Genomic DNA, 24,069 nt, shown 5'->3' with positions numbered 1-24,069 from the left:
CTGATTCCGTAGATCAGCGCATCTCATCCGGCGCATCAACGCCCAGAACTGTCAGACCAGAAGCCAGTACCATCGCTACTGAACGCACGAGCGATAGACGCGATAGGGACAACTTTGAATCTTCAGCGTTAATAAAGCGTAATTTAGGCAAATCCTTGCCTTTATTCCAGTGCCCGTGCAAAGCACTCGCCAATTCATAGAGATAAAATGCCAGTCGATGCGGTTCATGAGCCTCGGCAGCCGCCTCGATGATTCGCGGCCACTCCGCCATCTTGACGATGAGATCCAGCTCGCCACGATCCTCAAGAAGGGAGAAATCCGCGGTTGCAAGCCCTTTTTCCGACAGGTCGATTCCCGGCAGTTCTTCTGCCGCCTGACGGAAGACGGACGCACAACGGGCATGTGCATACTGCACGTAGAAGACCGGATTATCCTTCGACTGTTCTGTCACCTTGGCGAAGTCAAAGTCGAGGGGTGCGTCATTTTTGCGGTAGAGCATCATGAAGCGCACGGGATCGCGCCCAACCTCCTCCACCACATCGCGGAGGGTGATGAAGTCCCCCGAGCGCTTGGACATGCGCACCGGCTCGCCGCCGCGGAACAGCTTCACAAGCTGGCACAGCCGCACGATCACCTGCGCCTCGCCGCCGGAAACGGCGCGCCCGACGGCCTCCAGCCGCTTCACATAGCCGCCGTGGTCCGCGCCGAGGATGTAGATCATCTGCTTGAAGCCGCGCAGGAACTTCGAGCGGAAATAGGCCACATCCGCCGCGAAATAAGTATAGGCCCCGTCCGACTTCTTCAAAGGACGATCGATGTCGTCGCCATAATCGGTGGCGCGGAAAAGCGTCTGCTCGCGGTCTTCCCAGTCTTCCGGCAGCTGGCCCTTGGGCGGCGGCAGGCTGCCCTCATAGACCAGATTGCGCGCGCGAAGCTCTTCCAGCATGGCGTCGATTTCGGACGAGCCGCCCTCCGGGCGCGCATGCAGCTTGCGCTCGGAAAAGAACACGTCATGACGCACATTCAGCGTTTCAAGATCCGCGCGGATCAGCGCCATCATCGCGTCGATGGATGCATCTCGAACAATCGGCATCCAGTCCGCTTCATCCATGGATAGAAGCGCATCGCCATGGGCATCCGCCAAGGCCTTGCCAACCGGCACGAGATAGTCGCCCGGATAAAGGCCCGACGGGATTTCGCCGATCTCCTGACCCAGCGCCTCGCGGTAGCGCAGATAGGCGGATTTCGCCAGAACGTCGATCTGCGCGCCAGCATCGTTGATGTAATATTCGCGGGTGACGTCATAGCCTGCGAAATCCAGCAGGCTTGCCAGCGCATCGCCCACCACCGCGCCACGACAATGCCCCACATGCATCGGGCCGGTCGGATTGGCGGAGACATATTCCACGTTTACCGGCATGCCGGCGCCTGCCGTGCCACGACCATAGTCGAGCCCCTCGGCGAGGATCTTGCCCAGCAGGCCCGTCCAGAAAACCGGCTTCAGACGCAAATTGACGAATCCAGGCCCGGCGATCTCCACCGTCTCCACGTCACCGTCGGCCTTCAGACCCTCGACGATTTTCTCCGCCAGATCGCGCGGCTTCATGCGGGCGGGCTTTGCCAGCACCAGCGCAGCGTTGGTCGCAAGATCACCGTGGGCCGGATCGCGCGGCGGCTCGACCACCACGCGCGCCAGATCGGCGTCGCCCAGGTCGGCGGAGAGATCGAGATTGCGCACAATGGCGCGCACACGTTCGGCGAATTCGGCAAAAACGTTCATCGGACCAACTATTCTTATTGAGCGCGCCCTGACGGGCAGGCGCGAAAGACCGTATCACGGGCCGCAAGCCTCACAACCGCTCGCTGGCCGCGCTCGCCTATCGCAATTCCGGGGTATCGTCAAACAGCCTGCGATGTTCATCGATGGCATATCGATCCGTCATGCCCGCGATATAGTCGCAAACACGGCGGTAAAGGACCTCTTCGCCCGCTTCCGGCAGCCCCATCGCCCATTCGCTTGGCATGGTCTGCGGAAAGGCCACCAGATGGCTGAAGAGATCACGCACAACGCCCGCAACCTTCTTGCGAACCGCAAGCACGTCCTCATGCCGATACATGCGCTCGAAGAGAAAGGTCTTCACGCCGGCTTCCGCTTCCGCCATCGCTGACGAGAAGCACACGACGGCATGACCGGCCTTGCGAATGTCATCGGCCGAAAGCGGACCGAGCTTCATCAGGCGATCTTGCGCTTCCCCGATCACATCTTCAACCATTCGTGTGATCACCCGGCGCTTCACCTCGTGAATGCGCCGCGGCGTCTCAAGTCCCGGATAACGCGCATCGACTTCGGCCAGGATCTCGCCCACCAGCGGCACACCAGTCAGGTCCTCCAGCCGGAAGAGCCCGGCGCGCAACCCGTCGTCGAGATCATGTGCATCATAGGCGATATCGTCGGCAATGGCGGCCGCCTGCGCTTCCGCAGATGGCCAGGACCACAGCATCAGCCCCTCATGGGCCGGATAGTCGCGAATGGCGAGCGGAAGCTCCTCCCCTGCATGCTTGCCGAGACGAACACCGTTCCGGTCCGTCAGCGGACCATTGTGCTTGACGAGACCTTCCAGCGTTTCCCACGCCAGGTTCAGCCCGTCGAACTCGGCATAATGGCGCTCCAGCGAGGTCACGATCCGCAGGCTCTGGGCATTGTGATCGAAGCCGCCGTGATCCTTCATGCACACGGCCATGACATCCTCGCCCTCGTGGCCGAAAGGCGTGTGGCCGAGATCGTGGGCCAACGCCAGAGCCTCGGCCAGATCCTCATCAAGGCGCAGGGCACGGGCAATGGCACGGGCAATCTGCGAAACCTCGATGGAATGGGTCAGCCGGGTGCGGAAATGATCGCCCTCGTGATAGACGAAGACCTGCGTCTTGTGCTTGAGGCGGCGAAAGGCCGTGGAATGGATGATGCGGTCACGGTCGCGCTGATAGGGCGTTCGCGTCGGGCTTGCCCCTTCCGGAATGAGGCGCCCGCGGCTATGGGCCGGGTCGACGGCGTAAGGCGCGCGCTCCTGTGAACCGAAGCCAAGCTGCGCATGGGACAAACCCGCCGTCATATCGTTCTCCGTCGCTGTGAAGACCTGCGCGGGACAGACTTCTGTCGCCCCGCGAGCCATTCCATTCCCCCCCGACCTTTCTGATCGCAGGCGCCTGCCCTATATTGCGGAGCAACGAGGCCCACTTGCCACCATCAGGCTAGGCTGTTCTGGCGCGTATCGTTCAAACGGATACGCGAAATGCGCTGGGTTCCTAGCACGCAAGGCATGACATGCGTAAGTCCGCGCAAGCGGGCGCAGTCATTTGCCCGGCCGTCCAGGGTGACAAGAGGGCAAACGAGGCCAGCACGTTCACACGGATCGACGACTATGACCACAGCTGCCGAAATCGACACGCCCGAAACCGCATCTATCACGCTGAGCGACTCGGCCGCGCGCCGCATTTGCAAGATCGTGGCCAAGGAAGAGCCGGGCACCATGCTCCGTGTCTCCGTGGAAGGCGGCGGTTGTTCGGGCTTCCAATACGTCTACGAACTGGTCACCACCCGCGCGGACGATGACCTTGTGCTGGAAAAGGACGGCGCAACCGTGCTGATCGATTCCGTCTCCCTGCCCTATATGGAAGGCTCGGTGATCGATTTCGTGGACGACCTGATCGGCCAGTCCTTCCAGATCAAGAACCCCAATGCCACTGCCGGCTGCGGTTGCGGAACCAGTTTCTCCATCTGAGCGGCCCCAGGCAGGGCAATCCTTGTCCGCGCCCTGCCCGGACATTGCCCCCGCCCGGAACCAAACCTGCGGCAGGACAGCCCTGTCCTGCCCTATTCCGGCTGGCCCGAGTCCGGTTCCCCATGCTACTTGCGTGAGCGAACAACGGATGGAAGCCCATGAAGATCGCGACCTGGAACATCAACGGCGTCAAGGCCCGTATCGACACCGCTCTCGCATGGCTGAAGGAAGCCGAGCCGGACGTCGCCTGTTTTCAGGAAATCAAATCCATCGACGAGGGCTTTCCGCGCGAGCGGTTCGAGGAACTCGGCTATCACGTCGAAACCCACGGCCAGAAGGGGTTCAATGGCGTGGCGCTCCTGTCCAAAACGCCGTTTGTGGAGGTCAGCCCGCGCCTTCCCGGCGATGATGCGGACGAGCAGGCCCGTTATCTGGAAGGCGTGATCTCCGCGCCTTGCGGCGAGGTGCGCGTGGCCAGCCTCTACCTGCCCAACGGCAACCCGATCGACACGCCCAAATTCCCCTACAAGCTCGCCTGGATGGAGCGGCTGGAACGCCGCGCCCGTGCGCTGCTGGCCGAAGAGGAAATCTTCGTGCTTGCGGGCGACTACAACGTCATCCCGGAGCCAGAAGACGCCCGCAACCCCGATGGCTGGGTGAATGACGCGCTCTTTCAGCCCGAGAGCCGACAGGCTTTCCGCGCGCTGAAAAACCTCGGCCTCACCGATGCGCTTCGTGCCTGCCATGACGGCGGCGACCGTTACACGTTCTGGGATTATCAGGCAGGCGCCTGGCAGAAGAACAACGGCATCCGCATCGACCACCTGCTGCTTTCGCCGCAGGCCGCCGACCGGCTGAAAGCCTGCGAAGTCGATAGCAACGTGCGCGGCTGGGAAAAGCCCTCCGACCACGTGCCGGTCTGGATCGATCTCGACGTCGAATAAGCCGCTATGCGGGTTTGCGGTAGACGATGCGAAGATGGGGAATGACGCGCCCATCCGGCCGACGCACGTCATAAAAGAGGCTCGAATCCTCCTCAAGACCGAGCTCCGTGAAGTTGGCGAGCTCCTTTGGCGTCAAAGGCCAGGGCGGGCCATCCGCCTCGGTTTCATCGGGTCGGACGCGGGTGATGACCAACAGGCGGCCACCGGGCTTTACCAGCCCCGCCACCGCCGCAAAGCTCGCCGCGCGCATGTCCCCGTTCAGCGCCTGAAGCGTATAGCATTCATGGACGAGATCGAACGCGTCCCGCCAGTGCGGCGGCAGCGCGAAGAGATCGCCAACCAGGTAGTCGACAGACGTATCGGGAAAACGCCGCTTCGCCCATGAAATGGCATCCGGGGCGAAGTCGAAGGCGGACGTGCACCAGCCCGCCTCGGCAAGCGCCTGCGCGTTGTCGCCAAGCCCGCACGCGATATCGACCGCGCGCCGACCTTGCCCCGGGTGTTCGGCCAACCACTCCAGCAGCGTCTCCTTGGGCGCAAGATCCGCCCAGGGCACGGCGGCCGGATCGTCATTTGCCGTGCGATAGACTTCTTCGAACCAGGCCTTGCGGTCCGCAGGATCGCCTCCCTTCGTGCCGGTGACGGCATCAAGGCGTTCAACCGCCGATCCGCGTCGCGACATGAAGTCCTTGTCCTCATGAACGTCGTCCATGATCCCCTCCCGTTTATCGGCCCCTCACCCGTGGCCCGTTCATATTCTGGAACGGTAATGTGGGCTTCAAGCCATTTTCGTAAACCCGCCGCGCTCGTTTTCCTTCCAGTAGGTGACCGTGTGGCCAGCCGCCTTCGCTTCGCGCCAGCGCAGGCGGGCATCGCCGATCGACTGCTCATCATTGCCATCGAATATGAAAACGACCCGCTCATAGGGCGCGAGATCGGGAACGGCGGCCCTGTCCACAAGAAAACGGACATTGGCCGAGTTTGGGTTCTCCGGCCCATCGGTCAGGAAAACCGGCTGGGCCTCCGCCTCACCATCGGCCGGCGTGCCGTGAGGGAGAAAGGAATCCTCGCGATAGGTCCACAAATAGCTGTCCAGCGCATCGCGACGCTCCGCGCTGCCCGTTTGCACGACGGCCCGCCATCCGCGCTCCAGCGATTTTTCAAGAAGGTCACTGACCACGCTTTCCAGCGTCCGCCCCTGAAGATGGTAAAAAAGCACTTCGCTCACGACAGACCTCGAATCGAGTTTGCGACAGACACCCCGCCCCGGCGACGAACCTGTCGGACAGCCCTCAGCCGTGATCGCATGAGTGCGGCACGTGGGCAACATGACGTTGGGAACATTGCGGCAATGGCGCAAAGCGATACTTTTTCTGTTGCATCCGCGCATCGTTAACGCAATAGACACGCCCCGAGGCCAGCATTGCGCGGCTTGCACCGGCCAGATGATTCCGATTATGAACCAATCGCCGTGCGGCGCGTTTGCCTGCCGTATGTATGTGCTTTCAGGAATAGATCATGCTGCTTCGCTTTTGCCTGTTTTTCGTCCTCGTTGCCGGCCTTGCCGGTGCCGTGACCGGTGTCGGTGCGGTTCTGACGGATGAAGCAAGCGCCTGCCAGGCCTACAAGGCCTGCTGAATCGCCCAATTGGTGCCCCCAAAGGGACAGCTAGCAAAAAGCCCGCTTCGCCAATGGTGAAGCGGGCTTTTTTCATGTTTAAGGCGAACCGGCATTCGCTGCCGGTTCGCAAAAAGACTCTCAGCCTTCGTAGTGATCGCGCACCAGTCGGTCGAGCAGACGCACACCGAAGCCCGACGCCCAGCCCTTGCTGATCTCGGTTTCCGGCGAGCCCATGGCCGTGCCCGCCACATCGAGATGCGCCCAGGGCACGTCATTCACGAAATGCTGGAGGAACTGCGCAGCGCTGATCGAGCCCGCAGGCCGTCCGCCGGTGTTCTTGATGTCGGCGAATTTCGCTTCGATCAGCTTCTCGTATTCCGGACCGATCGGCATGCGCCACAGCTTCTCACCCGTCGCCAGACCGGCTTCGGTGAGACGCGCAGACAGGTCGTCATTGTTGGAGAAGAGCCCGGCGTGCTGATTGCCAAGCGCGATGATGATCGCGCCGGTCAACGTGGCAAGGTTGATCATGAAGGCGGGCTTGAAGCGGTCCTGCGTGTACCACAGCGCATCGGCCAGCACGAGACGGCCTTCCGCATCGGTGTTGATTACCTCAATCGTGCGCCCCGACATGGCGGTGACGATATCGCCCGGACGCTGGGCGTCGGCATCGGGCATGTTCTCTACAAGACCGATGACGCCAATGGCGTTGACCTTCGCCTTGCGCCCGGCAAGCGCATGCATCAGGCCGGTCACGGCGGCTGCCCCGCCCATGTCGCCCTTCATCTCTTCCATGCCAGCGCCGGGCTTGATGGAGATGCCGCCGGAGTCGAAGACAACGCCCTTGCCCACGAAGGCAATCGGCTGCGCCTTCGCCTTGCCACCCTTCCACTGCATGATCGCCAGCTTCGGAGGCCGCACGGACCCGCGGGCGACCCCCAGAAGCGCGTTCATGCCGAGCTTGGCCATTTCCTTCTGGCCCAGGATCTCGACCTCGACGCCAAGCTTCTCAAGTTCCTTGGCCTTCTGGGCGAATTCCTCGGTGCCGAGCACATTGGCGGGTTCGTTGACCAGATCGCGGGCGAGAATCGCACCGTCCGCGACAGCTTCCTGCGTCTTCCACAGATCGTCAGCCGCGCCGTGAGCCTCCACGCAGATGGAGATTTTCGCTGCCTTCTCCTTGGGTTTCTCCTCATCCTTCTTGAGCGTCTTGTACTTGTCGAAGGAATATCCGCGGAGCTTTGCGCCAAGCGCGACATCGGTGGCCTGTTCGGCGGTCACCGCCTCGCCGTCGGCGCGTTCCAGATGGAAACTGGCATGATCGGCCTTGGCCGCCGAAACGGCCCCCATCGCAGCACCGCCGAGACGCAGCCAGTCATATTCGACGAGCTTGGCAGTCTTGCCCATTCCCACGACGACGATTCTGTCGACCTTGACGCCCGCGGGCGCCACGATATCGAGGCTCGCCATGGAAGCGCCCTTGAAGTCTGCGACTTTCATGGCGCGCGTGATGGCGCCGTCGGTGGCTGCGTCCAGCTCGCTGGCTGCACTGCCCAGTGCAAGCGTGTCATCGACGAAGACAACGGCAACGCCCTTCTTGGGCGCAGACGGCTTGGAAAAACTGATGTTCGGAAGCTCTGACATAATCGGGTATCCACACCTCGTGTGTTCAAATTCTCGCCGTCAGACATAGGACACCGTCGCCCAATTGGCAAAGGCCGGAAGATCGGACAAAGGGACGAAATGCCCCTGCGCGAGACTGCGCCTCAACGGCAACACACCGCGGGCAAGAGATTATTAACCCTGTTTCTTGAGAGCCTCTTCACCCATAATGATGCTAATTGGGTCCGACACTGGGAGAATGGAGAAAACCGCCTCTTCACGGTGTCGTCGCGCGAAGAAGTCCAGGGGGATGGCACTTCTTCATGCGGCCTGTGATCCGGTTTGCGCGCATGTTGCCAGGGGGCGACGAAGCGGAGCGGGTCACACTCAGAAGATGTAGTTGCGTTGGGGAATGCAGCGACATCGACGTGCATCCGCACGCCCCCTTTTTTACACCCCGGGCCGCGAACGGGACGGCCCTCGGATGAATGATGCATACGATCGAGCGATATATCCTGAGACGGATCTCGGGCACATTCCTGCTTGCCTTCGGCGCCATGATCGGCGTCGTGTGGGCGACGCAGGCCTTGCGTCGGCTCGACCTCGTGACGGCCAAGGGCCAGACCATCATCCAGTTCCTGAAAATGACCATGCTCGCCCTGCCCTTCCTGGGCGTGATCGTGGCTCCCTTCGCCTTTGCCCTGACGCTCATCATCGTTCTGAATGCGCTCAACAGCGACAATGAGCTGGTCGTCATCAACGCCACCGGGGCCTCGAAGACCAAAGTGCTGAAACCCGTGCTTGCCTTTGCGGGGATCCTCAGCGTGCTGACCCTCATTTCCTCGCTCTGGGCCGCACCGACCAGTCTCGCCCTGCTTCGCGAGGAGATCACCCGCGTGCGCGTCGATCTCGTCGCCAACATCGTGCGTCCAGGCCGGTTCATTCAGGTCGATGACGGCCTGACCTTCCACATCCGCAACCGTTCCGGAGACGGCACACTCGACAGCCTGATGATGGACGATCGGCGCGATCCGGAGACAACCTTCACCTACCTGGCGCAGAGAGGACAGGTTGCGGAAATCAGCGGTCGCATGCTTCTCGTGATGCATGACGGCACGATCCAGCGGCGAAACAATGATAACGGCGCGATCTCCATCGTGAAGTTCGAATCCTATGCTTTCGACCTGACGAGCCTCATGCCGCAGACCTCCACTCCCGTCTTCAAGCCATCGGAACGCACGTTCCTGGAGCTTCTGAACCCGTCTCCCGACGATGAATACTACCGCCGCTACGCGGACCGATTCCGCGGCGAAATCCACGACCGGTTGGCCATCGCCCTTTATCCGCTGACCTTCGGCTTCATCGTCTTCGCCTTCCTCGGCGAGGCGCGCACCACGCGCCAGAGCCGCCACACGGGCGTCCTCGGTGCGCTGTTCGGCTGTATCCTCGCCCGCGTCGCGGGCTTCGGCGCCACCAACATGGTGGTCACCAATGCAAGCCTGGTCTTCGTGGTCTATCTCATTCCGCTGGCGATCATCGCCCTGTCTGCGCGCGTGGCGCTTTCCGATACAAAACCCGTATGGATGCGCTTCCTGGGACGCCTTGCGCAAACCATCGTGGACGCGGTTGAAAAAGCTGCCGAACGCGTGACGGCACGTTTCGCGAACGGGAGGGCGTGAGGCCATGATGGTCGGAGCCACCCTCTGGCGCTATTTCGCCACCCGATTTGTCGTGTCGATCCTTGGGCTGTTCGCCTTTGCGGCCGTGCTGATCTTCATTTTTGATTTTCTGGAGCTGGTGCGACGCTCGGCGGACAAGGAGGGGTTCTCCGTCTTCACCATCGCGATGGTGTCGCTGCTGCGCATTCCGGTCTTGCTGGAACAAGTCCTCCCCTTCGCCACGCTGTTCGGCGCGATCATGGCCTTTGTGACCCTGAGCCGCAGCCTAGAGCTGGTGATCGCGCGCGCGGCCGGCATGTCGATCTGGCAATTTGCGACGCCTGCCATGGTCGTGGCCCTGGCGATCGGAACGCTTGCGGTCGTGGCCTATAACCCCCTCGCCGTGGCTTTGAAGGACCGTTCCGACCGGCTTTCCGTCGAGATTTTCGGGGATCAGGAAAAGGTCCTGCTGCAAGCCTCCAGCAACGCCTGGCTCAGACAGGACGGACGCGATGGGGAAACGATCCTGCGCGCCAGCCAATCTACCGATCAGGGGCTGCACCTTTACGGCGTCACAGTCTTCGCTTTTGACCGCAACGGCGTCTTCCGGGAGCGCGTCGAGGCGCAGGAAGCGATTCTGGGAAATGGTACGTGGGATATGAAGAATGCGGTCGTCTACACCGCTGATGACGATCCGCGCCGTTACGAATCCTATCTTGTCTCCACATATCTCGGCCCTCTGGAGGTGCGCCAGAGCATCGCATCCCCCGATTCGGTCTCCTTCTGGGACCTGCCGCGCCTCATCGAACTGGCCGAACGCGCCGGTTTGCCAGCCTACCGCTACAGTCTGCAATACGAAACCTTGTACGCCCGTCCGCTCCTGCTGGCTGCCATGGTGCTGATTGCAGCAGCCGTTTCGCTGCGCGTGTCGCGTTTTGGTGGTTTGGGAAAGATGATTCTGGGTGGAATAACAGCGGGTTTCGTGCTTTATGTGCTCACCGAGCTTACTAAAGATCTTGGCGGTGCCGGAATCATCTCCCCGGCTGTCGCCGCGTGGTCTCCGGGGATAGTTGCGACATTGATGGGCTTTACGATCCTATTGCACCAGGAGGACGGCTAGTGTCTGGCATGTCCGTTCTTCCGCCCAAAAGGGTCGATGGTCGACGCGCCGGCCGGGACGTGACGTCCCGACGCAAGATGGCCTTGCGTGCGTCGATATCGGTTTGTGCTGTGCTTGCCGTAATGGCGAGCGCGCCAGCTCACGTGCGCGCGCAGTCCTCCGGCACGCCCACCCTCGAAAACGTCCTCACCCGTGACGCCGATCCCAGCACACAGATGCTGCTGGAAGCGACGGAACTTGAGTACAATTTCGACAAGGACGTGGTCTCCGCGATTGGCAACGTCCAGATCTATTACAACGGCAATGCCCTTGAGGCCGACCGCGTCACGCTGGATCGCAAGAACGCGAAGCTCTTCGCAGTCGGCAATGTCCGCCTGACCGAGCCCGGCGGAAACGTGATCGTCACGGACTCGCTGGAACTGAGCGACGATTTCCGTGACGGGTTCGCGCGTCAGCTTCGCATCGAAACCATCCAGCGCACCCGCTTTACCGCGGAAAGCGCCGAGCGTGTCGATGGCGAAACCACCACGTTCAACAACGGCACCTACACGGTCTACACCAAGCCGACCAACCCGCCCGGCAAACCGCCGCTGTGGCGCATCAAGGCGACGAAGATCGTACACAAGGAGAAGGAACGCACAGTCTATTACGAAGGCGCGAAGCTTGAGTTCTGGGGTGTGCCGATTGCCTATCTCCCGTTCATGTCGCATCCCGATCCCACCGTGCGACGCAAGTCCGGCTTCTTGATGCCGACCACTGTCTATGACGACAAGATCGGCGTTGGCGTTTCCATTCCCTATCACTGGGTTCTGGGTCCGGACCGCGACCTGACCTTCTCCGCAACGCCCCTTTCCAAGCAGGGTGTGCTGCTGGAAGGCGAATGGCGTCACATGCTGGAAACCGGCAAATACTCTATCAAGGCCGCCGGCCTTCATCAGGAGAACCCGCATAATTTCTCCGGATCGAGCGGCGACATTCAGTGGCGCGGCTTCGTCAACACCAAGGGTGAATTCAACCTCAACAGCCGCTGGAAATGGGGCTGGGACCTGTCGCGCGTCTCCGACCGAGCCTTCGTCAAGGACTACAAGATCGATAGCGAAAGCGATTCCCTGACCTCCACCGTCTATCTGACGGGACTCAGCGAGCGGAACCATTTCGATATCCGCGCCTATTCGTTCCAGGTCACCCAGGAAGACGATCCGGACGCCTCGGATCCGAACGCGGGCGCTCCTTTCTCGCAAGTCGGTTCGAAACTGCAGTCCAAGCAGCCGGTCGTGCACCCGGTCGTCGACTACAGCTATATCTGGGCCGACCCTGTGGTTGGCGGCGAGCTTTCCTTCGCAGGCAACCTGACGAGCCTGACGCGCGACGAAACGGACGCCTTCGCCTATAACGGCATCCGCCGCTTCCGGGGCGTGGAAGGCACATTCACGCGGACCACCTTGAAGAGCCAGTGGCGGCGCACCCTGATCGATCCGATCGGTCAGATGTTCACGCCCTTCGCCTATGTGAAGGCGGATCTCTACTTCCTGCAGTCGGCCGACAAGAACGTCTCCACGCTGACCGATGATGCTTTTGTTGCGCGCGCCATGCCGGCCGTCGGGCTCGACTACCGCTATCCGTTCCTGATCTCCTCTTCCTTCGGCAGGCATGTGATCGAGCCGATCGCGCAAATCATCGTCCGTCCGTCCGAACAACGCGTCGGCGAACTGCCGAATGACGACGCCCAAAGCCTCGTCTTCGACGACACAAACCTGTTCCAGTGGGACAAGTTCTCCGGCTACGACCGCTCCGAAGGCGGCACGCGCACCAATGTGGGCTTCCAGTATAATGGTCAGTTCCGCGGCCTGGGCTCGGTCAATGCCATGATTGGTCGTTCCTTCCACATCGCCGGAACGAACTCCTACGCGGAAAGCGACGTGCTTGCGACCGGCAACAATTCCGGTCTGGAATCGGGCGATTCCGATTATGTGTCGCGGGTGTATTTCGACACCAATCTCGGCATGCGCTTCGGTGCTCGCGCCCGGTTCGACAACCATGACTTCGCGGTTCGCCGGGCAGAGGTTCAGGCAAGCGGGACAAGCGGTCCTGTCACCGCAACGCTGGCCTACGCCTTCCTCGGCGCCAAGCCCGCTCAGGGGATCAATAGTGATCGCGAGGAAATCCTTGGGGCGGGTTCGCTGCGCTTGCTGACGAACTGGCGGGTGTTCGGATCCGTGCGTTACGATCTGCGCAATTCCACAACGGTTCGCGACGCGATCGGCCTCGGCTACGATGACGAGGGTTTCTCCGCATCGCTCGCTTATGCGGAAGACCGCTCGCGCAATGATGGCAACCCGGTCGACAAGACGATCTATCTGCGCATCGGTCTGCGGACGCTGGGCGATACGCAGGTTTCGACCAGCGCCGACCGTTAGGCTCCGCAGAAACATCCAGGGTGTTTCCCAAATCTGGCGATCTGCTTTATGTTTCGGCGTTCCCGGCGCGTTGGCGCCGCGATTTCGCCACACCGTAAGGGCAACGAAAATCTGACGCAGCGCCGCAGAGGCGACAGGAACGAGAGCCGCCAGCCTCAAACGGGCCGCGCCGGGTGCGCGCCCGGTCGGGCGGGAAACAGGACAAGGGAGACGTGAGATGATGCCGACGACTGCAATCCCAGCAGGGCGCCCCGCGCGAGAGGCGACTGTACGGCGCTGGATTGCCGTTGCGCGCACCGTTGCAATGGCTTTGGCCGTTGCATGCTCGCTCGGCCCGCTCGTCCAGTCCCCGGCTCAAGCGGCCACAAGCATCAAGGTCATCGTCAACGATCAGCCGATCACCTCCTACGACATCGACCAGCGCGCGCGCCTGATCCAGCTCACCGCCCGCAAGTCGGCCGGCGTTGCCCGCCGCATGGCGCAGGAAGAACTGATTGACGAACGATTGAAGGCACAGGAAGCCAAGCGCCGCGGTGTCAGCGTATCGGATGCGCGGGTCGATGAAGCCTTCTCAAATATCGCCCGGCGGACCAAGATGTCAGCCTCCCAGCTTGGCAAGGCGCTGCGCCAGTCCGGGGTCAATCCCGACACGCTGAAGCAGCGCATCCGCATGGAGATGATCTGGCTCAACGTCGTGCGCAGCCGCTTCCGGTCCCAGATCAACATTTCCGAGCAGGACGTGCTTGCGGAAATGCTGAAGCAGGACAAGGCCAAGGACGACAACAAGACCCTCGAATACACCCTGACCCAGATCATCTTCGTGGTTCCCAAGAACGGGTCCGCCGGTCTGAAGGCCCGCCGCAAGCAGGAAGCCAACCAGCTTCGCAATCGGTTCACCTCCTGCGAAGACGGCGTGAAGCTGGCAGAGGGACTGAAAGAGGTCGTCGTCAAGCCCGTTGGTGTTCGCATGGCGCCGGAGCTTCCCGAGCAGATGAACAAATTGCTCGCGGATGTGGAAGTCGGCCGCCTGAGCCGGCCCGTGGAGACGGGCAATGGCATTGAGACCTATGCCGTTTGCAAGAAGCGTGAGATTACGAGCAATCTTGAGCTGCGCAGCGAGATCGAGGATGAATTGCGGAACAAGGAAGGGCAGATGCTCTCCCGCCGCTACATTCGCGACCTGCGCCGCGACGCCGTCATCGAATACCGCTGAGGCCGCCCATGGCGCTGGCCGTCACCATGGGCGATCCCGCCGGGATCGGCCCTGAATTGCTGCTGGCCGCATGGTCGGCGCGCAAGCAACACCATCTTCCCGCATTCTACGTGCTGGCGGACCCGGCAATGATGCGCGCGCGCGCCCGCCTTCTGGGTGTGAATGTCCCCATTGTCGAATGCGCGCCGGAAGCCGCAAGCGACAGCTTCGACACCGCCCTTCCCGTCTTCGCACTTGAAAACACCGCCGCCCACGGCATCGGTGCGCAGGCTCCGGCCTCGCCTGCGGCGGTCGTGGAAGCCATTGAGACGGCGGTCACCCATATCCGGGATCGACGCGCCAGTGGCGTCGTGACAGCGCCGATTACGAAAAAGTCGCTTTACGAGGCCGGGTTCGCCTTTCCCGGCCACACAGAGTTTCTTGGCGCGCTGTCCGAACGCTTCTGGCCCGGCGCGCCCGCCGACCCGGTCATGATGCTGTCCGGTCCGGACCTGCGCACCGTGCCCGTTACGGTCCATATCCCGATTGCCGATATCCCGGCCGCCTGGACTGTGGAGCGGATCTGCACCGTTGCCCGGATTACCGCGCGCGATCTGAAGGAACGCTTCGGTATCTCCTCGCCGCGTCTTGCGCTCGCAGGGCTTAATCCGCATGCCGGCGAAGGGGGAACCATCGGTATGGAGGATGAGACCGTCTCTCGCAAGGCGGTCGCCATTCTGCGCGCTGAGGGCATCGACATCACAGGGCCGCATCCAGGCGACACGCTCTTCCATGCGCGCGCGCGCAAACAATACGATACGGCCCTTTGCGCCTATCATGACCAGGCCCTGATCCCGGTGAAAACCATCGCCTTTGACGAGACGGTGAATGTCACACTGGGCCTTCCCTTCGTGCGAACCTCTCCCGACCACGGCACGGCCTTCGATATTGCGGGCAAGGGCATCGCGCGCCCCGACAGCCTGATCGCGGCCATCCGTCTTGCTGACACTCTTGCCAAGGGCGCCACCGGCTAATGGCCCAAATCGACAACCTCCCCCCTCTGCGCGACGTTATCCGCACCTTTGAGCTGGATGCCCGCAAGTCGCTCGGACAGAACTTTCTGCTCGATCTGAACCTGACCGCGCGCATCGCCCGCGCCTCCGGCAAGCTGGAAGGGGTGACGGTGATCGAGGTCGGCCCGGGTCCAGGCGGCCTGACACGCGGCCTTCTGGCCGAGGGCGCGAAGAAGGTCATCGCAATCGAGAAGGACCGCCGCTGCATTCCCGCACTCGCGGAAATCGCCGCCGCCTATCCGGATCGGCTCGAAGTCATCGAAGGCGATGCCCTGAGCGTGGACATGCCGGCGCTCGTCGATGGCCCCACGCGCATCGTCGCGAACCTGCCCTATAATGTCGGGACGCCCCTTCTCACCGGCTGGCTTGAAGGCGAATGGCCGCCATTCTGGGGGTCGCTGACGCTGATGTTCCAGAAGGAAGTCGCCGATCGCATCGTGGCCAGGGCTGGCGACAAGGCCTATGGCCGCCTCTCGGTCCTTGCAGGCTGGCGCACACAGGCCGATATCGTGCTGGATCTGCCTCCGCAGGCCTTCACGCCACCGCCCAAGGTGTCGTCCGCGGTCGTCCACCTCGTCCCGCGCGCCGAACCGCTTGCCTGCGATATCAAGGCATTGGCGCGTGTGACGACGGCAGCCTTCGGCCAGCGCCGCAAGATGCTGCGCGCAGCCCTGAAGCACCTGGGTGGAGATACGGTCGCTCTGATCGAGGAAGCGGGTCTGATCCCCACGGCACGGGCGGAGGAAATCCCGGTGGAGGGCTTCGTCAGCCTCGCCAATGTCTATGCCGCAGCCTTGAAGGGCTGAGCACGAGACACGGGCCTATTTTTCTTTCTGAAGTCCGGCCACGAAAGCCTCGATCCCCGGATTGCGCACGCGGCGCCGACGTTCTGCGCGCAGGATCGTGGCCACTTCTTGAAAGGTCGCATCCAGGTCTTCGTTGACGAGCACGTAATCATATTCGTTCCAGTGCTCGATCTCGGAGCGCGCATTGTTGAGGCGGCGCTCGATGACTTGCGCTGAATCCTCCGCCCGACGCTCCAGCCGCGAACGAAGTTCCTTCATGGACGGCGGCAGGATGAAGATGGAAACCACATCATCCTTCGCCGCCTCGACCAGCTGCTGCGTTCCCTGCCAGTCGATATCGAAGAGCACATCGCGCCCCGATTCCAGCGCCTGGAGGACGGGCCCGCGCGGGGTGCCATAAAAGTTGCTGTGCACTTCAGCCGATTCCAGAAGCTCGCTTTCTTCAAGCATGCCCTTGAACTGGCGGGTGGAGATGAAGTGGTAATGCACACCGTCGATCTCGCTCGGCCGACGTTCACGCGTCGTGACGGAGACCGACAGTTCCAGCTCGCGGTCCGATTCCAACAGGCTGCGTGCGATGGTCGATTTGCCCGCGCCCGACGGCGAAGACAGGACGAACATGAGCCCCCTGCGCGTTGCAAGAGCCGGAGAAGAAACATTCGGGCTGGACGTCATGGGATCTATTCCAGGTTCTGGATCTGCTCGCGCAGCTGATCGATGGTCGTCTTGAGATCGAGCCCGATCGCCGTCAGCGACGTGTCATTGGATTTGGAACAAAGCGTATTGGCTTCGCGGTTGAATTCCTGGGCGAGGAAATCGAACCGGCGCCCAATCGGCCCGCCGCCCGCCAGCAACGCGCGCGCAGCCGCGACATGGGCCTTAAGCCTGTCGAGTTCTTCGCGGATATCGGCCTTGGTCGCCAGCATCGCCGCTTCCTGATAGAGCCGTCCCTCGTCGAAATTTTCATGCGCCACCAGCGCTCTGACCTGATCGGCGAGTCGCGCGCGGATGGCTTCGACCGTCCGCGCCGGGCAGTTCTCCGCCTGATCCGTCAGATTGTCGATGCGATCGATGTGACCGCAGATCACGGCTGCCACGGCAGCTCCCTCGCTGCGCCGCATGGCAACGAGACCCGCAAGCGCCTCGTCGAAGGAGGCGAGAAGCGCCTTGTGCTGGTCGGCAACCTCCTCCTCGCTCAACTCGCTTTCCTGGATCTCGAAAACACCGCGAAACCCCAAAATGCCCTCGGCTGTCGCCGGGCCGACCCCAGCGCGCTCACGCACGATCTCAAGCGCCTTGATGACCGCCTCCAGCGTTTCGTCATTCACCCGCGGAACCGCGTCGCCCGCTTCGCGGTGAACGGAAAGCGTGATGCTGACATTGCCGCGCGACAGCGTCGCGCCGACGGCCTTGCGAATGGCGGGCTCAAGAGCGTCAAAGCCGTTGCCGAGGCGCAGACGCGTGTCCAGCCCCTTGCCGTTGACCGAACGAAGCTCCCAGGTCCAGCGAATTGAGCCATGGGCGCCCTGTGAACGGGCGAAACCGGTCATGCTGGCAAGGGTCATCGGAAGCTGTCTTTCATATTGGGCAATGGCGGTACCGACCGGCTCGGTCGACGCCCGTTGGGTGTCGCCGATTCCAGCCAACCCGGCAACCGCTTTTGCCTACGCGCGGACACGGACCGGCCTTGCCGATCCCGCAATCGCCGCACACCATGGGAAATCGGTTGCGGCAATCGGGGCCGCAACCGCAGGCAATCGTCTCGTCTATTCCGCCCCGCCCTCGGGCTTTGCGGCGGGCGAGATCATCCCGTTCGCGGTCTTCGGCGGTGCGCTGCCGGCCAGATCGTCGACTTCGGCCTCAGTGGCGTCCTTGGCGGCTTTCGCAGCTTCCGCTGCTTCCGCCTCTTCGGCGGATTTGGCTTCTTCCTGGCGATTGCGCTCCACTTCGCGCCAGCGAGAGACGTTGCGATTGTGCTGCTGAATGGTCTCGGCGAACAGATGACCGCCGGTGCCGTCGGCAACGAAGAACATGTCCTTCGTGCGCGAAGGGTTGGCCACAGCCTCCATCGCCTTACGTCCCGGATTGGCAATCGGCCCCGGCGGGAGACCGCGGATCTGGTAGGTATTGTAGCGGTTCGGCGCATCCTTTTCGCTCTTGCGAATGGTGCGCGCGCGCGTCCAGGCATCGCCGCCATAGAGGCCGTAGAGAATGGTCGGATCGGATTCCAGCCGCCAATTCTTGTTCAGCCGGTTCACGAAAACCCCGGCCACACGGGGACGTTCATCCGCCTTGCCGGTCTCCTTTTCCACGATGGAAGCGAGCGTCACCAGCTCTTCGGGCGTCTTGACGGGCAAGCCTTCGCTGCGCCGCTGCCAGATCTCGGCAAGCGCCTTATCCTGGGCGACCCGCATGCGCTCGATCATCTCCTTGCGCGTGGTCCCGCGTGTGAACGCATAGGTTTCCGGGAGCAACGCGCCTTCGGCAGGAACCTCATTCAGGTCACCGAGCAGCACCGGATCGTTCTTGACCCGCTCCACAATCTGGGCGCTGGTCCACCCTTCCGGAATGGTGATCGCGTGCTGGATCGCCTTACCTTCCACCAGCATGTTCATGACGCCGTTCATGGAAATCCCGGCGGGGAACAGATACTCACCCGCTTTCAGCTTGCTGGCGTTCTTGTAAAGTTGAACACCACCCATGAACACCCAAGGCTGCTCGATCACGTCATTGCGCGCAAGCAGGTTTGAAATGGCTTCCAGTCCGGAGCCAGGCGAAACGACGACCGCGGTTTCCTTGGTCAACGGGCCGGTGCTGTCGAAGGTGACTTTGCCCCAATAGAGCATCCCACCGAGCGCGATGACGCTGAGAACGGCAAAGGTCAGCATGAAATTCAGAAAGACGACCACCGGATTGCGCGCATGACGCGAACGCGGGGGTGGCTCGGGAACGCGTTCAGGCTGGATGGCCTCACGCGGGCTTTTCGGCGCCAATCGCATCGGCGTATCGCTCACATCTTCGCCATACTGCGCATCATCGCTTCGCGATGCGCCCGCAGCAGTGGAATCGTTCTTGTGCTCGTCAGAGGGATCTGGCGAATCTTGCATCTGCACGGTCTACCTGTTTGACGACAACACTTTAGAGCAAGCCGCTCGCCCGTGAAAACACATATCAGGACGTGCGACGATCTCTTTCCCGGCTTGTCCTCATCCCTCCGCCTTGACGTCGCCGCGGCGGGGATTCGAGTGAGGTCAGAGCCGGTTTCCAAACGCTGATTTGCCGTTCGAATGTGTCAAATTCCGGGTGCGCGGACGCGATGGGCGCTTGTCCACCGACAAGACCGCGACGTCGCGCGAAAGGCCCCTGTAACACAAAACTGCCCGCAACCGGATTGCCGGTAGCGGGCAGTTTATCAATCCAGGACTGCGTCCCTATTCGGAGACGCGTCGGAAAACCAGCGAAGCGTTCGTGCCGCCGAAGCCGAAGGAATTCGACAGCGCGACATTGATCGGCATGTGCTTGGGCTTGTGCGGCACCAGATCGATCGCGGTCTCGACGGACGGATTGTCGAGATTGATCGTGGGCGGCGCCACATTGTCGCGGATCGCGAGCACCGAGAAGATTGTCTCGACCGCACCGGCCGCACCCAGCAGATGGCCAATCGACGACTTCGTCGAGGACATCGTGAGCTTGGCAGCATCGTCGCCGATCAGGCGCGACACGGCGTTCAGCTCGATCTCGTCACCCAGCGGCGTCGAGGTGCCATGGGCGTTGACGTAATCGACGTCCGCCGCAGAAATGCCGGCCCGGTTCAGCGCGGCCTGCATGCAGCGGTAAGCGCCATCGCCGTCCTCGGACGGCGCGGTGATGTGATAGGCGTCGCCAGACATGCCGTAGCCGATAACCTCGGCATAGATCTTGGCTCCGCGGGCCTTGGCGTGCTCGTACTCTTCCAGCACGACAACACCGGCACCTTCGCCCATGACGAATCCGTCGCGATCCTTGTCATAGGGACGCGAGCCGCGTTGGGGATCATCGTTGAAGCCGGTGGAAAGCGCACGGCAAGCGGCAAAGCCGGCAAGCGCCAGACGACCGATCGGAGATTCCGAACCACCCGCGACCATGACGTCGGCATCGCCGAGAGCCACGAGCCGCGCGGCATCACCGACCGCATGTGCGCCGGTCGAGCAAGCCGTTACGACTGCAGAATTGGGGCCTTTGAGCCCGTGCTTGATCGAGACGTGACCGGAGCACAGGTTGATCAGACGGCCGGGAATGAAGAACGGGCTGATCCTGCGCGGCCCCTTCTCCTTGAGCTGGATCGATGCCTGCTCGATGCCGAGAAGGCCGCCGATGCCGGACCCGATCAGAACGCCGCTGCGGATCTGATCTTCATAGGTCTCCGGCTTCCAGCCCGCGTCGGCCAGAGCCTGATCGGCTGCAGCCACGGCATAGACGATGAAATCATCCACCCTGCGCTGCTCTTTCGGATCCATCCAATCGTCAGGATTGAACGTCCCGTCAGACCCGTCGCCACGCGGAACTTCGCAGGCGATCTGGCAGGCGAGATCGGAGGTTTCGAACGAATCGGGCCGGCCGGCCCCACTACGCCCTTCCAGAATCCGGGACCAGGTGACATCAACGCCGCAACCAAGCGGCGTCACCATACCCAGACCTGTGACGACTACACGCCTCATCATCTTCCTTCCAAAGCGAAGAAAATCTGTCCAGGCGGGGCCCTCAGGCACCCGCCCGCACAATTTCCGTTTTTACGCGGAGTTCTTCTCAAGGAAGCTGACCGCGTCGCCAACGGTCTGAATCGTCTCAGCCGCGTCGTCCGGAATTTCAACGCCGAACTCTTCTTCGAAGGCCATGACCAGCTCGACGTTGTCGAGGCTGTCCGCGCCCAGATCGTCGATGAAGCTCGCGTTGTCCGTAACCTTCTCCGCATCGACACCGAGGTGTTCGATCACGATCTTCTTAACGCGCTCAGCAATATCACTCATTTTCGGTTTCCCTGATGGTCCTCAAGACACTGAATAACTGGCCACCCATGAGATGGGGCACAACCAGCATGTTGTTTAGCACCGATTGCGAGATCCGAACGACGGGACGATGCGAACATCCCGAGTGTCCCGTCCGGATCGCAATAATCGGGCCGTTAGGTCCTGCCTTTACCCGGCCCAACCCAGCCGGCGGCGTATCAATCAGCCGGCGGCTAGGTAACACACTTTTTTTTCCTTTACCAGCCGCGCCAAGGCGGCCTTTTGAAGACTTTGGAAGACTTTCAAAACAAAGGAAAACGCAGCTCAGATCATTGCCATGCCGCCATTGACGTGGATCGTCTGGCCAGTGACGTAACCGGCCTCGGAGCTGGCAAGATACAACGCCGCACTCGCGATCTCGTCACCGGTGCCAAGTCGACCGGCCGGAATGGTCTGCAGAATCGCCTCGCGCTGCTTCTCGTTCAGCTCGTCCGTCATTGCGGTTGCGATGAAACCCGGCGCGATCGTGTTGACCGTGATGTTGCGGCTGGCAACTTCCCGGGCAAGCGACTTGGACATGCCGATAAGGCCGGCCTTGGCGGCGGAATAGTTCACCTGCCCCGGATTGCCGGTCACGCCGACGATGGAGGTAATGCCGATGATGCGGCCATAGCGGCGCTTCATCATGCCCTTGATCGCCGCGCGGGTGATGCGGAAGATCGAGGTGAGGTTCACCTCAAGCACCTGGTCCCACTCTTCATCCTTCATGCGCATGAAGATGTTGTCGCGGGTGATGCCAGCGTTGTTGACCAGAATGTCGAGCCCGCCCATTGCGGCCTCGGCAGCAGGAACCAGACCGTCCACCGCTTCACGCGAAGACAGGTTGGCGGCGGCCACGTGAACCCGCTCCCCCAGATCGGCAGCGAGCGCATCAAGCTTTTCCTGACGGGTCCCCGACAGCGTCACGGTCGCGCCCCGCGCATGCAGGGTGCGCGCGATCGCCTCGCCGATGCCGCCAGTCGCTCCGGTAACCAGCGCGGTCTTTCCGGTAAGATCGAACATGAGAGCCTCTCTCTCTTTCTATTCCTTGCCGATACGCTCAAGGAGCGCATCGATGTCCTCGGCGCCGCCGACCGCGATCGCCTCCAGTGATTTCTCGATCCGCTTGGCCATGCCCGTCAGGGCCTTGCCGGAACCGATCTCGACGATCGTGGTGACGCCGTTCTGCGCCATCCACTCAACGGATTCGCGCCAGCGCACCCGACCCGTAACCTGTTCCACCAGACGGTTGCCGATTTCCGCGGGATCCGAGATCGGAGCCGCCAGAACATTGGCAACCAGCGGCACGGCCGGAGCCAGAATTTCGGTATTCCCCAAGGCCGCCGCCATCACGTCGGCGGCAGGCTTCATCAGAGAACAATGGAACGGCGCGCTCACCGGCAGCATCAAGGCCCGCTTCGCGCCCTTGGCCTTGGCCAGCTCCACCGCGCGCTCCACGGCAGCCTTGTGCCCGGAGATGACCACCTGCCCCGGCGCGTTGTCATTCGCGGCCTCGCAGACCTCATCCCCATCGGCGGCTTCCGCCGCGATTTCCACAGCCGCTTCGAAATCGAGCCCCAGCAGGGCCGCCATCGCGCCCACGCCCACCGGCACGGCTTCCTGCATCGCCTGCCCGCGCGTACGCAGAAGGCGCGCCGTATCGGCAAGCCCGATACTCCCGGCAGCGGCAAGCGCGGAATACTCACCCAGCGAATGGCCCGCGACATAGGCGACGGAAGCCTTGAGGTCCAGCCCGCGCGCTTCCAGAACCCGCATTGCGGCGATGCTCACCGACATGAGGGCGGGCTGCGCGTTCGTGGTCAGAGTGAGCTCTTCGGCATCCCCTTCCCACATGATCTTGCTGAGCGAAGCGCCCAGAGCGTCATCCACCTCTTCGAAAACCGCCCGTGCTTCCGGAAAGGCGTCAGCGAGCGCCTTGCCCATGCCAACCGACTGCGACCCCTGACCGGGGAAGGTAAATGCGATGCTCATGAGGACTGAAGATCCCGTTCTTTCGTGTCATCCATGCGCCCGCCTCATGCGGAGCGTCAGCCCCCTTGCGCAACGCGTTCGCTGAGCGGGAAGCCTGGCTTATGAGCGGTGACAGGGGGCGCATGTCAAGTCCGCAGCCGGGCTCGCGACGGTTTTTCGCGATTTTTGCATTGAATTTCCGGAGCAAAAGCGTATAGACACCGCTTCGAACGAACCCCGGCTGGGGGCTGAACGGAAGGTTGTGCCCGTTTCCGAGCCATCTATTCGGAAATAGTGACACAAATAGGAACCTGAGATGGTTCCGGCTTCCCGTGTCTCCTGCTCTCAAAGACGTCCTGCAAGGCCTTTCCCAGGCTTTGAAGAGGCTTCGCGCCGGGTTTGGTGAAACGAGGAAAGGCATTCATGGCCCTTTATGAACACGTGTTCCTGGCACGCCAGGACGTCTCTGCGCAGCAGGTTGAGCAGCTCATCGAGCAGTTCAAGGCGATCATCACCGAAGGTGGCGGCACCATTGGCAAGATCGAGAACTGGGGTCTTCGCACCCTCGCCTACCGCGTGAACAAGAACCGCAAGGCTCACTACACGCTCATGAACATCGACGCCCCGCATCCGGCGGTCGCGGAGATGGAGCGCCAGATGCGCCTGAACGAAGACGTCCTCCGCTTCCTGACGCTGCGCGTCGACGAGCACGAGGAAGAGCAGTCCGCGATGATGCAGAAGCGCGACCGTGACGACCGTCGTCGTGGCCGTGGCGACCGCTTCGAGCGCGACGGTGGCGGCCGCGGCGGTGACCGCGATCGCGGCCCGCGCCGTCAGGAACGCGAGAACGAGGAATAAGACCG

21 protein-coding genes are annotated in these 24,069 nt (G+C 62.0%); 9 read left to right on the top strand and 12 right to left on the bottom strand.

All coding sequences use genetic code 11. The features are described from left to right. Positions 1-13: 13 nt before the first annotated feature. Together argS and ABGM93_RS04240 are read right to left on the bottom strand one after the other, a co-directional pair. Entirely contained in the window at positions 14-1,780 is a 1,767-nt protein-coding gene (gene argS, locus ABGM93_RS04245; RefSeq protein ID WP_321503805.1) for an arginine--tRNA ligase, read from the bottom strand. 97 nt (positions 1,781-1,877) lie between these two features. After that, the gene (locus ABGM93_RS04240; RefSeq protein ID WP_321503803.1) at positions 1,878-3,110 is read right to left on the bottom strand and encodes a deoxyguanosinetriphosphate triphosphohydrolase; all 1,233 of its coding nucleotides are present in this window, start codon (positions 3,108-3,110) and stop codon (positions 1,878-1,880) included. Positions 3,111-3,419: 309 nt separating this feature from the next. Between ABGM93_RS04240 and erpA the strand changes: the two genes are divergently transcribed. After that, positions 3,420-3,779, top strand: a complete 360-nt coding sequence (erpA, locus tag ABGM93_RS04235) for an iron-sulfur cluster insertion protein ErpA (RefSeq protein ID WP_321503801.1) — start codon at positions 3,420-3,422, stop codon at positions 3,777-3,779. 158 nt (positions 3,780-3,937) lie between these two features. Continuing rightward, positions 3,938-4,723: an exodeoxyribonuclease III gene (gene xth / locus ABGM93_RS04230; protein WP_321503797.1), complete on the top strand. Its 786-nt coding sequence runs from the start codon at positions 3,938-3,940 to the stop codon at positions 4,721-4,723. Positions 4,724-4,727: 4 nt separating this feature from the next. Here the strand turns inward: xth and ABGM93_RS04225 are convergent, their stop codons facing one another. The 3 genes from ABGM93_RS04225 to ABGM93_RS04215 all read right to left on the bottom strand — a co-directional run bounded on the left by ABGM93_RS04225 (position 4,728) and on the right by ABGM93_RS04215 (position 7,987). Continuing rightward, complete coding sequence (locus tag ABGM93_RS04225) at positions 4,728-5,435, bottom strand: class I SAM-dependent methyltransferase (protein ID WP_321503795.1); 708 nt, start codon at positions 5,433-5,435, stop codon at positions 4,728-4,730. A gap of 66 nt (positions 5,436-5,501) precedes the next feature. Further along, positions 5,502-5,951, bottom strand: coding sequence for a DNA polymerase III subunit chi (locus tag ABGM93_RS04220; protein WP_321503792.1), 450 nt, complete (start codon positions 5,949-5,951; stop codon positions 5,502-5,504). 530 nt (positions 5,952-6,481) lie between these two features. Next, entirely contained in the window at positions 6,482-7,987 is a 1,506-nt protein-coding gene (locus tag ABGM93_RS04215) for a leucyl aminopeptidase (RefSeq protein WP_321503790.1), read from the bottom strand. Positions 7,988-8,433: 446 nt separating this feature from the next. Here ABGM93_RS04215 and ABGM93_RS04210 point away from each other — a divergent pair, with 446 nt between their 5' ends. The 6 genes from ABGM93_RS04210 to rsmA all read left to right on the top strand — a co-directional run bounded on the left by ABGM93_RS04210 (position 8,434) and on the right by rsmA (position 16,211). Next, positions 8,434-9,624 (top strand): LptF/LptG family permease, encoded by a 1,191-nt coding sequence (locus ABGM93_RS04210; protein ID WP_321503788.1) that lies wholly within the window; start codon positions 8,434-8,436, stop codon positions 9,622-9,624. A 4-nt stretch (positions 9,625-9,628) separates the two neighbouring features. Further along, positions 9,629-10,723: an LPS export ABC transporter permease LptG gene (gene lptG / locus ABGM93_RS04205; protein WP_321503786.1), complete on the top strand. Its 1,095-nt coding sequence runs from the start codon at positions 9,629-9,631 to the stop codon at positions 10,721-10,723. A 122-nt stretch (positions 10,724-10,845) separates the two neighbouring features. Further along, on the top strand, positions 10,846-13,140 hold the full coding sequence (locus ABGM93_RS04200; RefSeq protein WP_321503784.1) for an LPS-assembly protein LptD: 2,295 nt from the start codon (positions 10,846-10,848) through the stop codon (positions 13,138-13,140). A 304-nt stretch (positions 13,141-13,444) separates the two neighbouring features. Then, positions 13,445-14,353 (top strand): SurA N-terminal domain-containing protein, encoded by a 909-nt coding sequence (locus ABGM93_RS04195; RefSeq protein WP_321503782.1) that lies wholly within the window; start codon positions 13,445-13,447, stop codon positions 14,351-14,353. A gap of 8 nt (positions 14,354-14,361) precedes the next feature. Beyond that, positions 14,362-15,366: a 4-hydroxythreonine-4-phosphate dehydrogenase PdxA gene (gene pdxA, locus ABGM93_RS04190; protein ID WP_321503780.1), complete on the top strand. Its 1,005-nt coding sequence runs from the start codon at positions 14,362-14,364 to the stop codon at positions 15,364-15,366. Beyond that, positions 15,366-16,211, top strand: coding sequence for a 16S rRNA (adenine(1518)-N(6)/adenine(1519)-N(6))-dimethyltransferase RsmA (gene rsmA, locus ABGM93_RS04185; RefSeq protein WP_321503778.1), 846 nt, complete (start codon positions 15,366-15,368; stop codon positions 16,209-16,211). The genes pdxA and rsmA overlap by 1 nt, the downstream gene beginning before the upstream one ends. 15 nt (positions 16,212-16,226) lie before the next feature. Here rsmA and gmk read toward each other — a convergent pair whose 3' ends face one another. From gmk to fabD, 7 genes are all read right to left on the bottom strand, one after another. Beyond that, complete coding sequence (gene gmk / locus ABGM93_RS04180; protein ID WP_321503776.1) at positions 16,227-16,886, bottom strand: guanylate kinase; 660 nt, start codon at positions 16,884-16,886, stop codon at positions 16,227-16,229. 5 nt (positions 16,887-16,891) lie between these two features. Further along, complete coding sequence (locus ABGM93_RS04175) at positions 16,892-17,776, bottom strand: YicC/YloC family endoribonuclease (protein ID WP_321503774.1); 885 nt, start codon at positions 17,774-17,776, stop codon at positions 16,892-16,894. Between the two features lie 201 nt (positions 17,777-17,977). Beyond that, positions 17,978-19,318 (bottom strand): endolytic transglycosylase MltG, encoded by a 1,341-nt coding sequence (gene mltG, locus ABGM93_RS04170; RefSeq protein WP_321503772.1) that lies wholly within the window; start codon positions 19,316-19,318, stop codon positions 17,978-17,980. A gap of 324 nt (positions 19,319-19,642) precedes the next feature. Continuing rightward, entirely contained in the window at positions 19,643-20,908 is a 1,266-nt protein-coding gene (fabF, locus tag ABGM93_RS04165; RefSeq protein WP_321505730.1) for a beta-ketoacyl-ACP synthase II, read from the bottom strand. A 72-nt stretch (positions 20,909-20,980) separates the two neighbouring features. Beyond that, on the bottom strand, positions 20,981-21,217 hold the full coding sequence (locus ABGM93_RS04160; protein ID WP_107990059.1) for an acyl carrier protein: 237 nt from the start codon (positions 21,215-21,217) through the stop codon (positions 20,981-20,983). 303 nt (positions 21,218-21,520) lie between these two features. Further along, positions 21,521-22,258, bottom strand: a complete 738-nt coding sequence (gene fabG, locus ABGM93_RS04155; RefSeq protein WP_321503770.1) for a 3-oxoacyl-[acyl-carrier-protein] reductase — start codon at positions 22,256-22,258, stop codon at positions 21,521-21,523. A gap of 18 nt (positions 22,259-22,276) precedes the next feature. Further along, a complete protein-coding gene (gene fabD, locus ABGM93_RS04150; protein WP_321503768.1) occupies positions 22,277-23,227 on the bottom strand; it encodes an ACP S-malonyltransferase in 951 nt (316 codons plus the stop codon). A 402-nt stretch (positions 23,228-23,629) separates the two neighbouring features. Between fabD and rpsF the strand changes: the two genes are divergently transcribed. Next, entirely contained in the window at positions 23,630-24,064 is a 435-nt protein-coding gene (gene rpsF, locus ABGM93_RS04145) for a 30S ribosomal protein S6 (RefSeq protein WP_321503766.1), read from the top strand. The last annotated feature ends 5 nt before the right edge of the window (positions 24,065-24,069 follow it).

The organism is Breoghania sp. (assembly GCF_963674635.1).
Taxonomy (GTDB): domain Bacteria; phylum Pseudomonadota; class Alphaproteobacteria; order Rhizobiales; family Stappiaceae; genus Breoghania.
This window is presented reverse-complemented; position numbering and strand designations above follow the sequence as displayed.

Excerpts from the sequence above, each read along its gene's own strand:
- argS (WP_321503805.1), bottom strand. The coding sequence starts at position 1,780 with ATGAACGTTTTTGCCGAATTCGCCGAACGTGTGCGCGCCATTGTGCGC.
- ABGM93_RS04240 (WP_321503803.1), bottom strand. The coding sequence starts at position 3,110 with ATGACGGCGGGTTTGTCCCATGCGCAGCTTGGCTTCGGTTCACAGGAG.
- erpA (WP_321503801.1), top strand. The coding sequence starts at position 3,420 with ATGACCACAGCTGCCGAAATCGACACGCCCGAAACCGCATCTATCACG.
- xth (WP_321503797.1), top strand. The coding sequence starts at position 3,938 with ATGAAGATCGCGACCTGGAACATCAACGGCGTCAAGGCCCGTATCGAC.
- ABGM93_RS04225 (WP_321503795.1), bottom strand. The coding sequence starts at position 5,435 with ATGGACGACGTTCATGAGGACAAGGACTTCATGTCGCGACGCGGATCG.
- ABGM93_RS04215 (WP_321503790.1), bottom strand. The coding sequence starts at position 7,987 with ATGTCAGAGCTTCCGAACATCAGTTTTTCCAAGCCGTCTGCGCCCAAG.
- ABGM93_RS04210 (WP_321503788.1), top strand. The coding sequence starts at position 8,434 with ATGATGCATACGATCGAGCGATATATCCTGAGACGGATCTCGGGCACA.
- lptG (WP_321503786.1), top strand. The coding sequence starts at position 9,629 with ATGATGGTCGGAGCCACCCTCTGGCGCTATTTCGCCACCCGATTTGTC.
- ABGM93_RS04200 (WP_321503784.1), top strand. The coding sequence starts at position 10,846 with ATGGCGAGCGCGCCAGCTCACGTGCGCGCGCAGTCCTCCGGCACGCCC.
- ABGM93_RS04195 (WP_321503782.1), top strand. The coding sequence starts at position 13,445 with ATGGCTTTGGCCGTTGCATGCTCGCTCGGCCCGCTCGTCCAGTCCCCG.
- pdxA (WP_321503780.1), top strand. The coding sequence starts at position 14,362 with ATGGCGCTGGCCGTCACCATGGGCGATCCCGCCGGGATCGGCCCTGAA.
- rsmA (WP_321503778.1), top strand. The coding sequence starts at position 15,366 with ATGGCCCAAATCGACAACCTCCCCCCTCTGCGCGACGTTATCCGCACC.
- gmk (WP_321503776.1), bottom strand. The coding sequence starts at position 16,886 with ATGACGTCCAGCCCGAATGTTTCTTCTCCGGCTCTTGCAACGCGCAGG.
- ABGM93_RS04175 (WP_321503774.1), bottom strand. The coding sequence starts at position 17,776 with ATGACCCTTGCCAGCATGACCGGTTTCGCCCGTTCACAGGGCGCCCAT.
- mltG (WP_321503772.1), bottom strand. The coding sequence starts at position 19,318 with ATGCAAGATTCGCCAGATCCCTCTGACGAGCACAAGAACGATTCCACT.
- fabF (WP_321505730.1), bottom strand. The coding sequence starts at position 20,908 with ATGAGGCGTGTAGTCGTCACAGGTCTGGGTATGGTGACGCCGCTTGGT.
- ABGM93_RS04160 (WP_107990059.1), bottom strand. The coding sequence starts at position 21,217 with ATGAGTGATATTGCTGAGCGCGTTAAGAAGATCGTGATCGAACACCTC.
- fabG (WP_321503770.1), bottom strand. The coding sequence starts at position 22,258 with ATGTTCGATCTTACCGGAAAGACCGCGCTGGTTACCGGAGCGACTGGC.
- fabD (WP_321503768.1), bottom strand. The coding sequence starts at position 23,227 with ATGAGCATCGCATTTACCTTCCCCGGTCAGGGGTCGCAGTCGGTTGGC.
- rpsF (WP_321503766.1), top strand. The coding sequence starts at position 23,630 with ATGGCCCTTTATGAACACGTGTTCCTGGCACGCCAGGACGTCTCTGCG.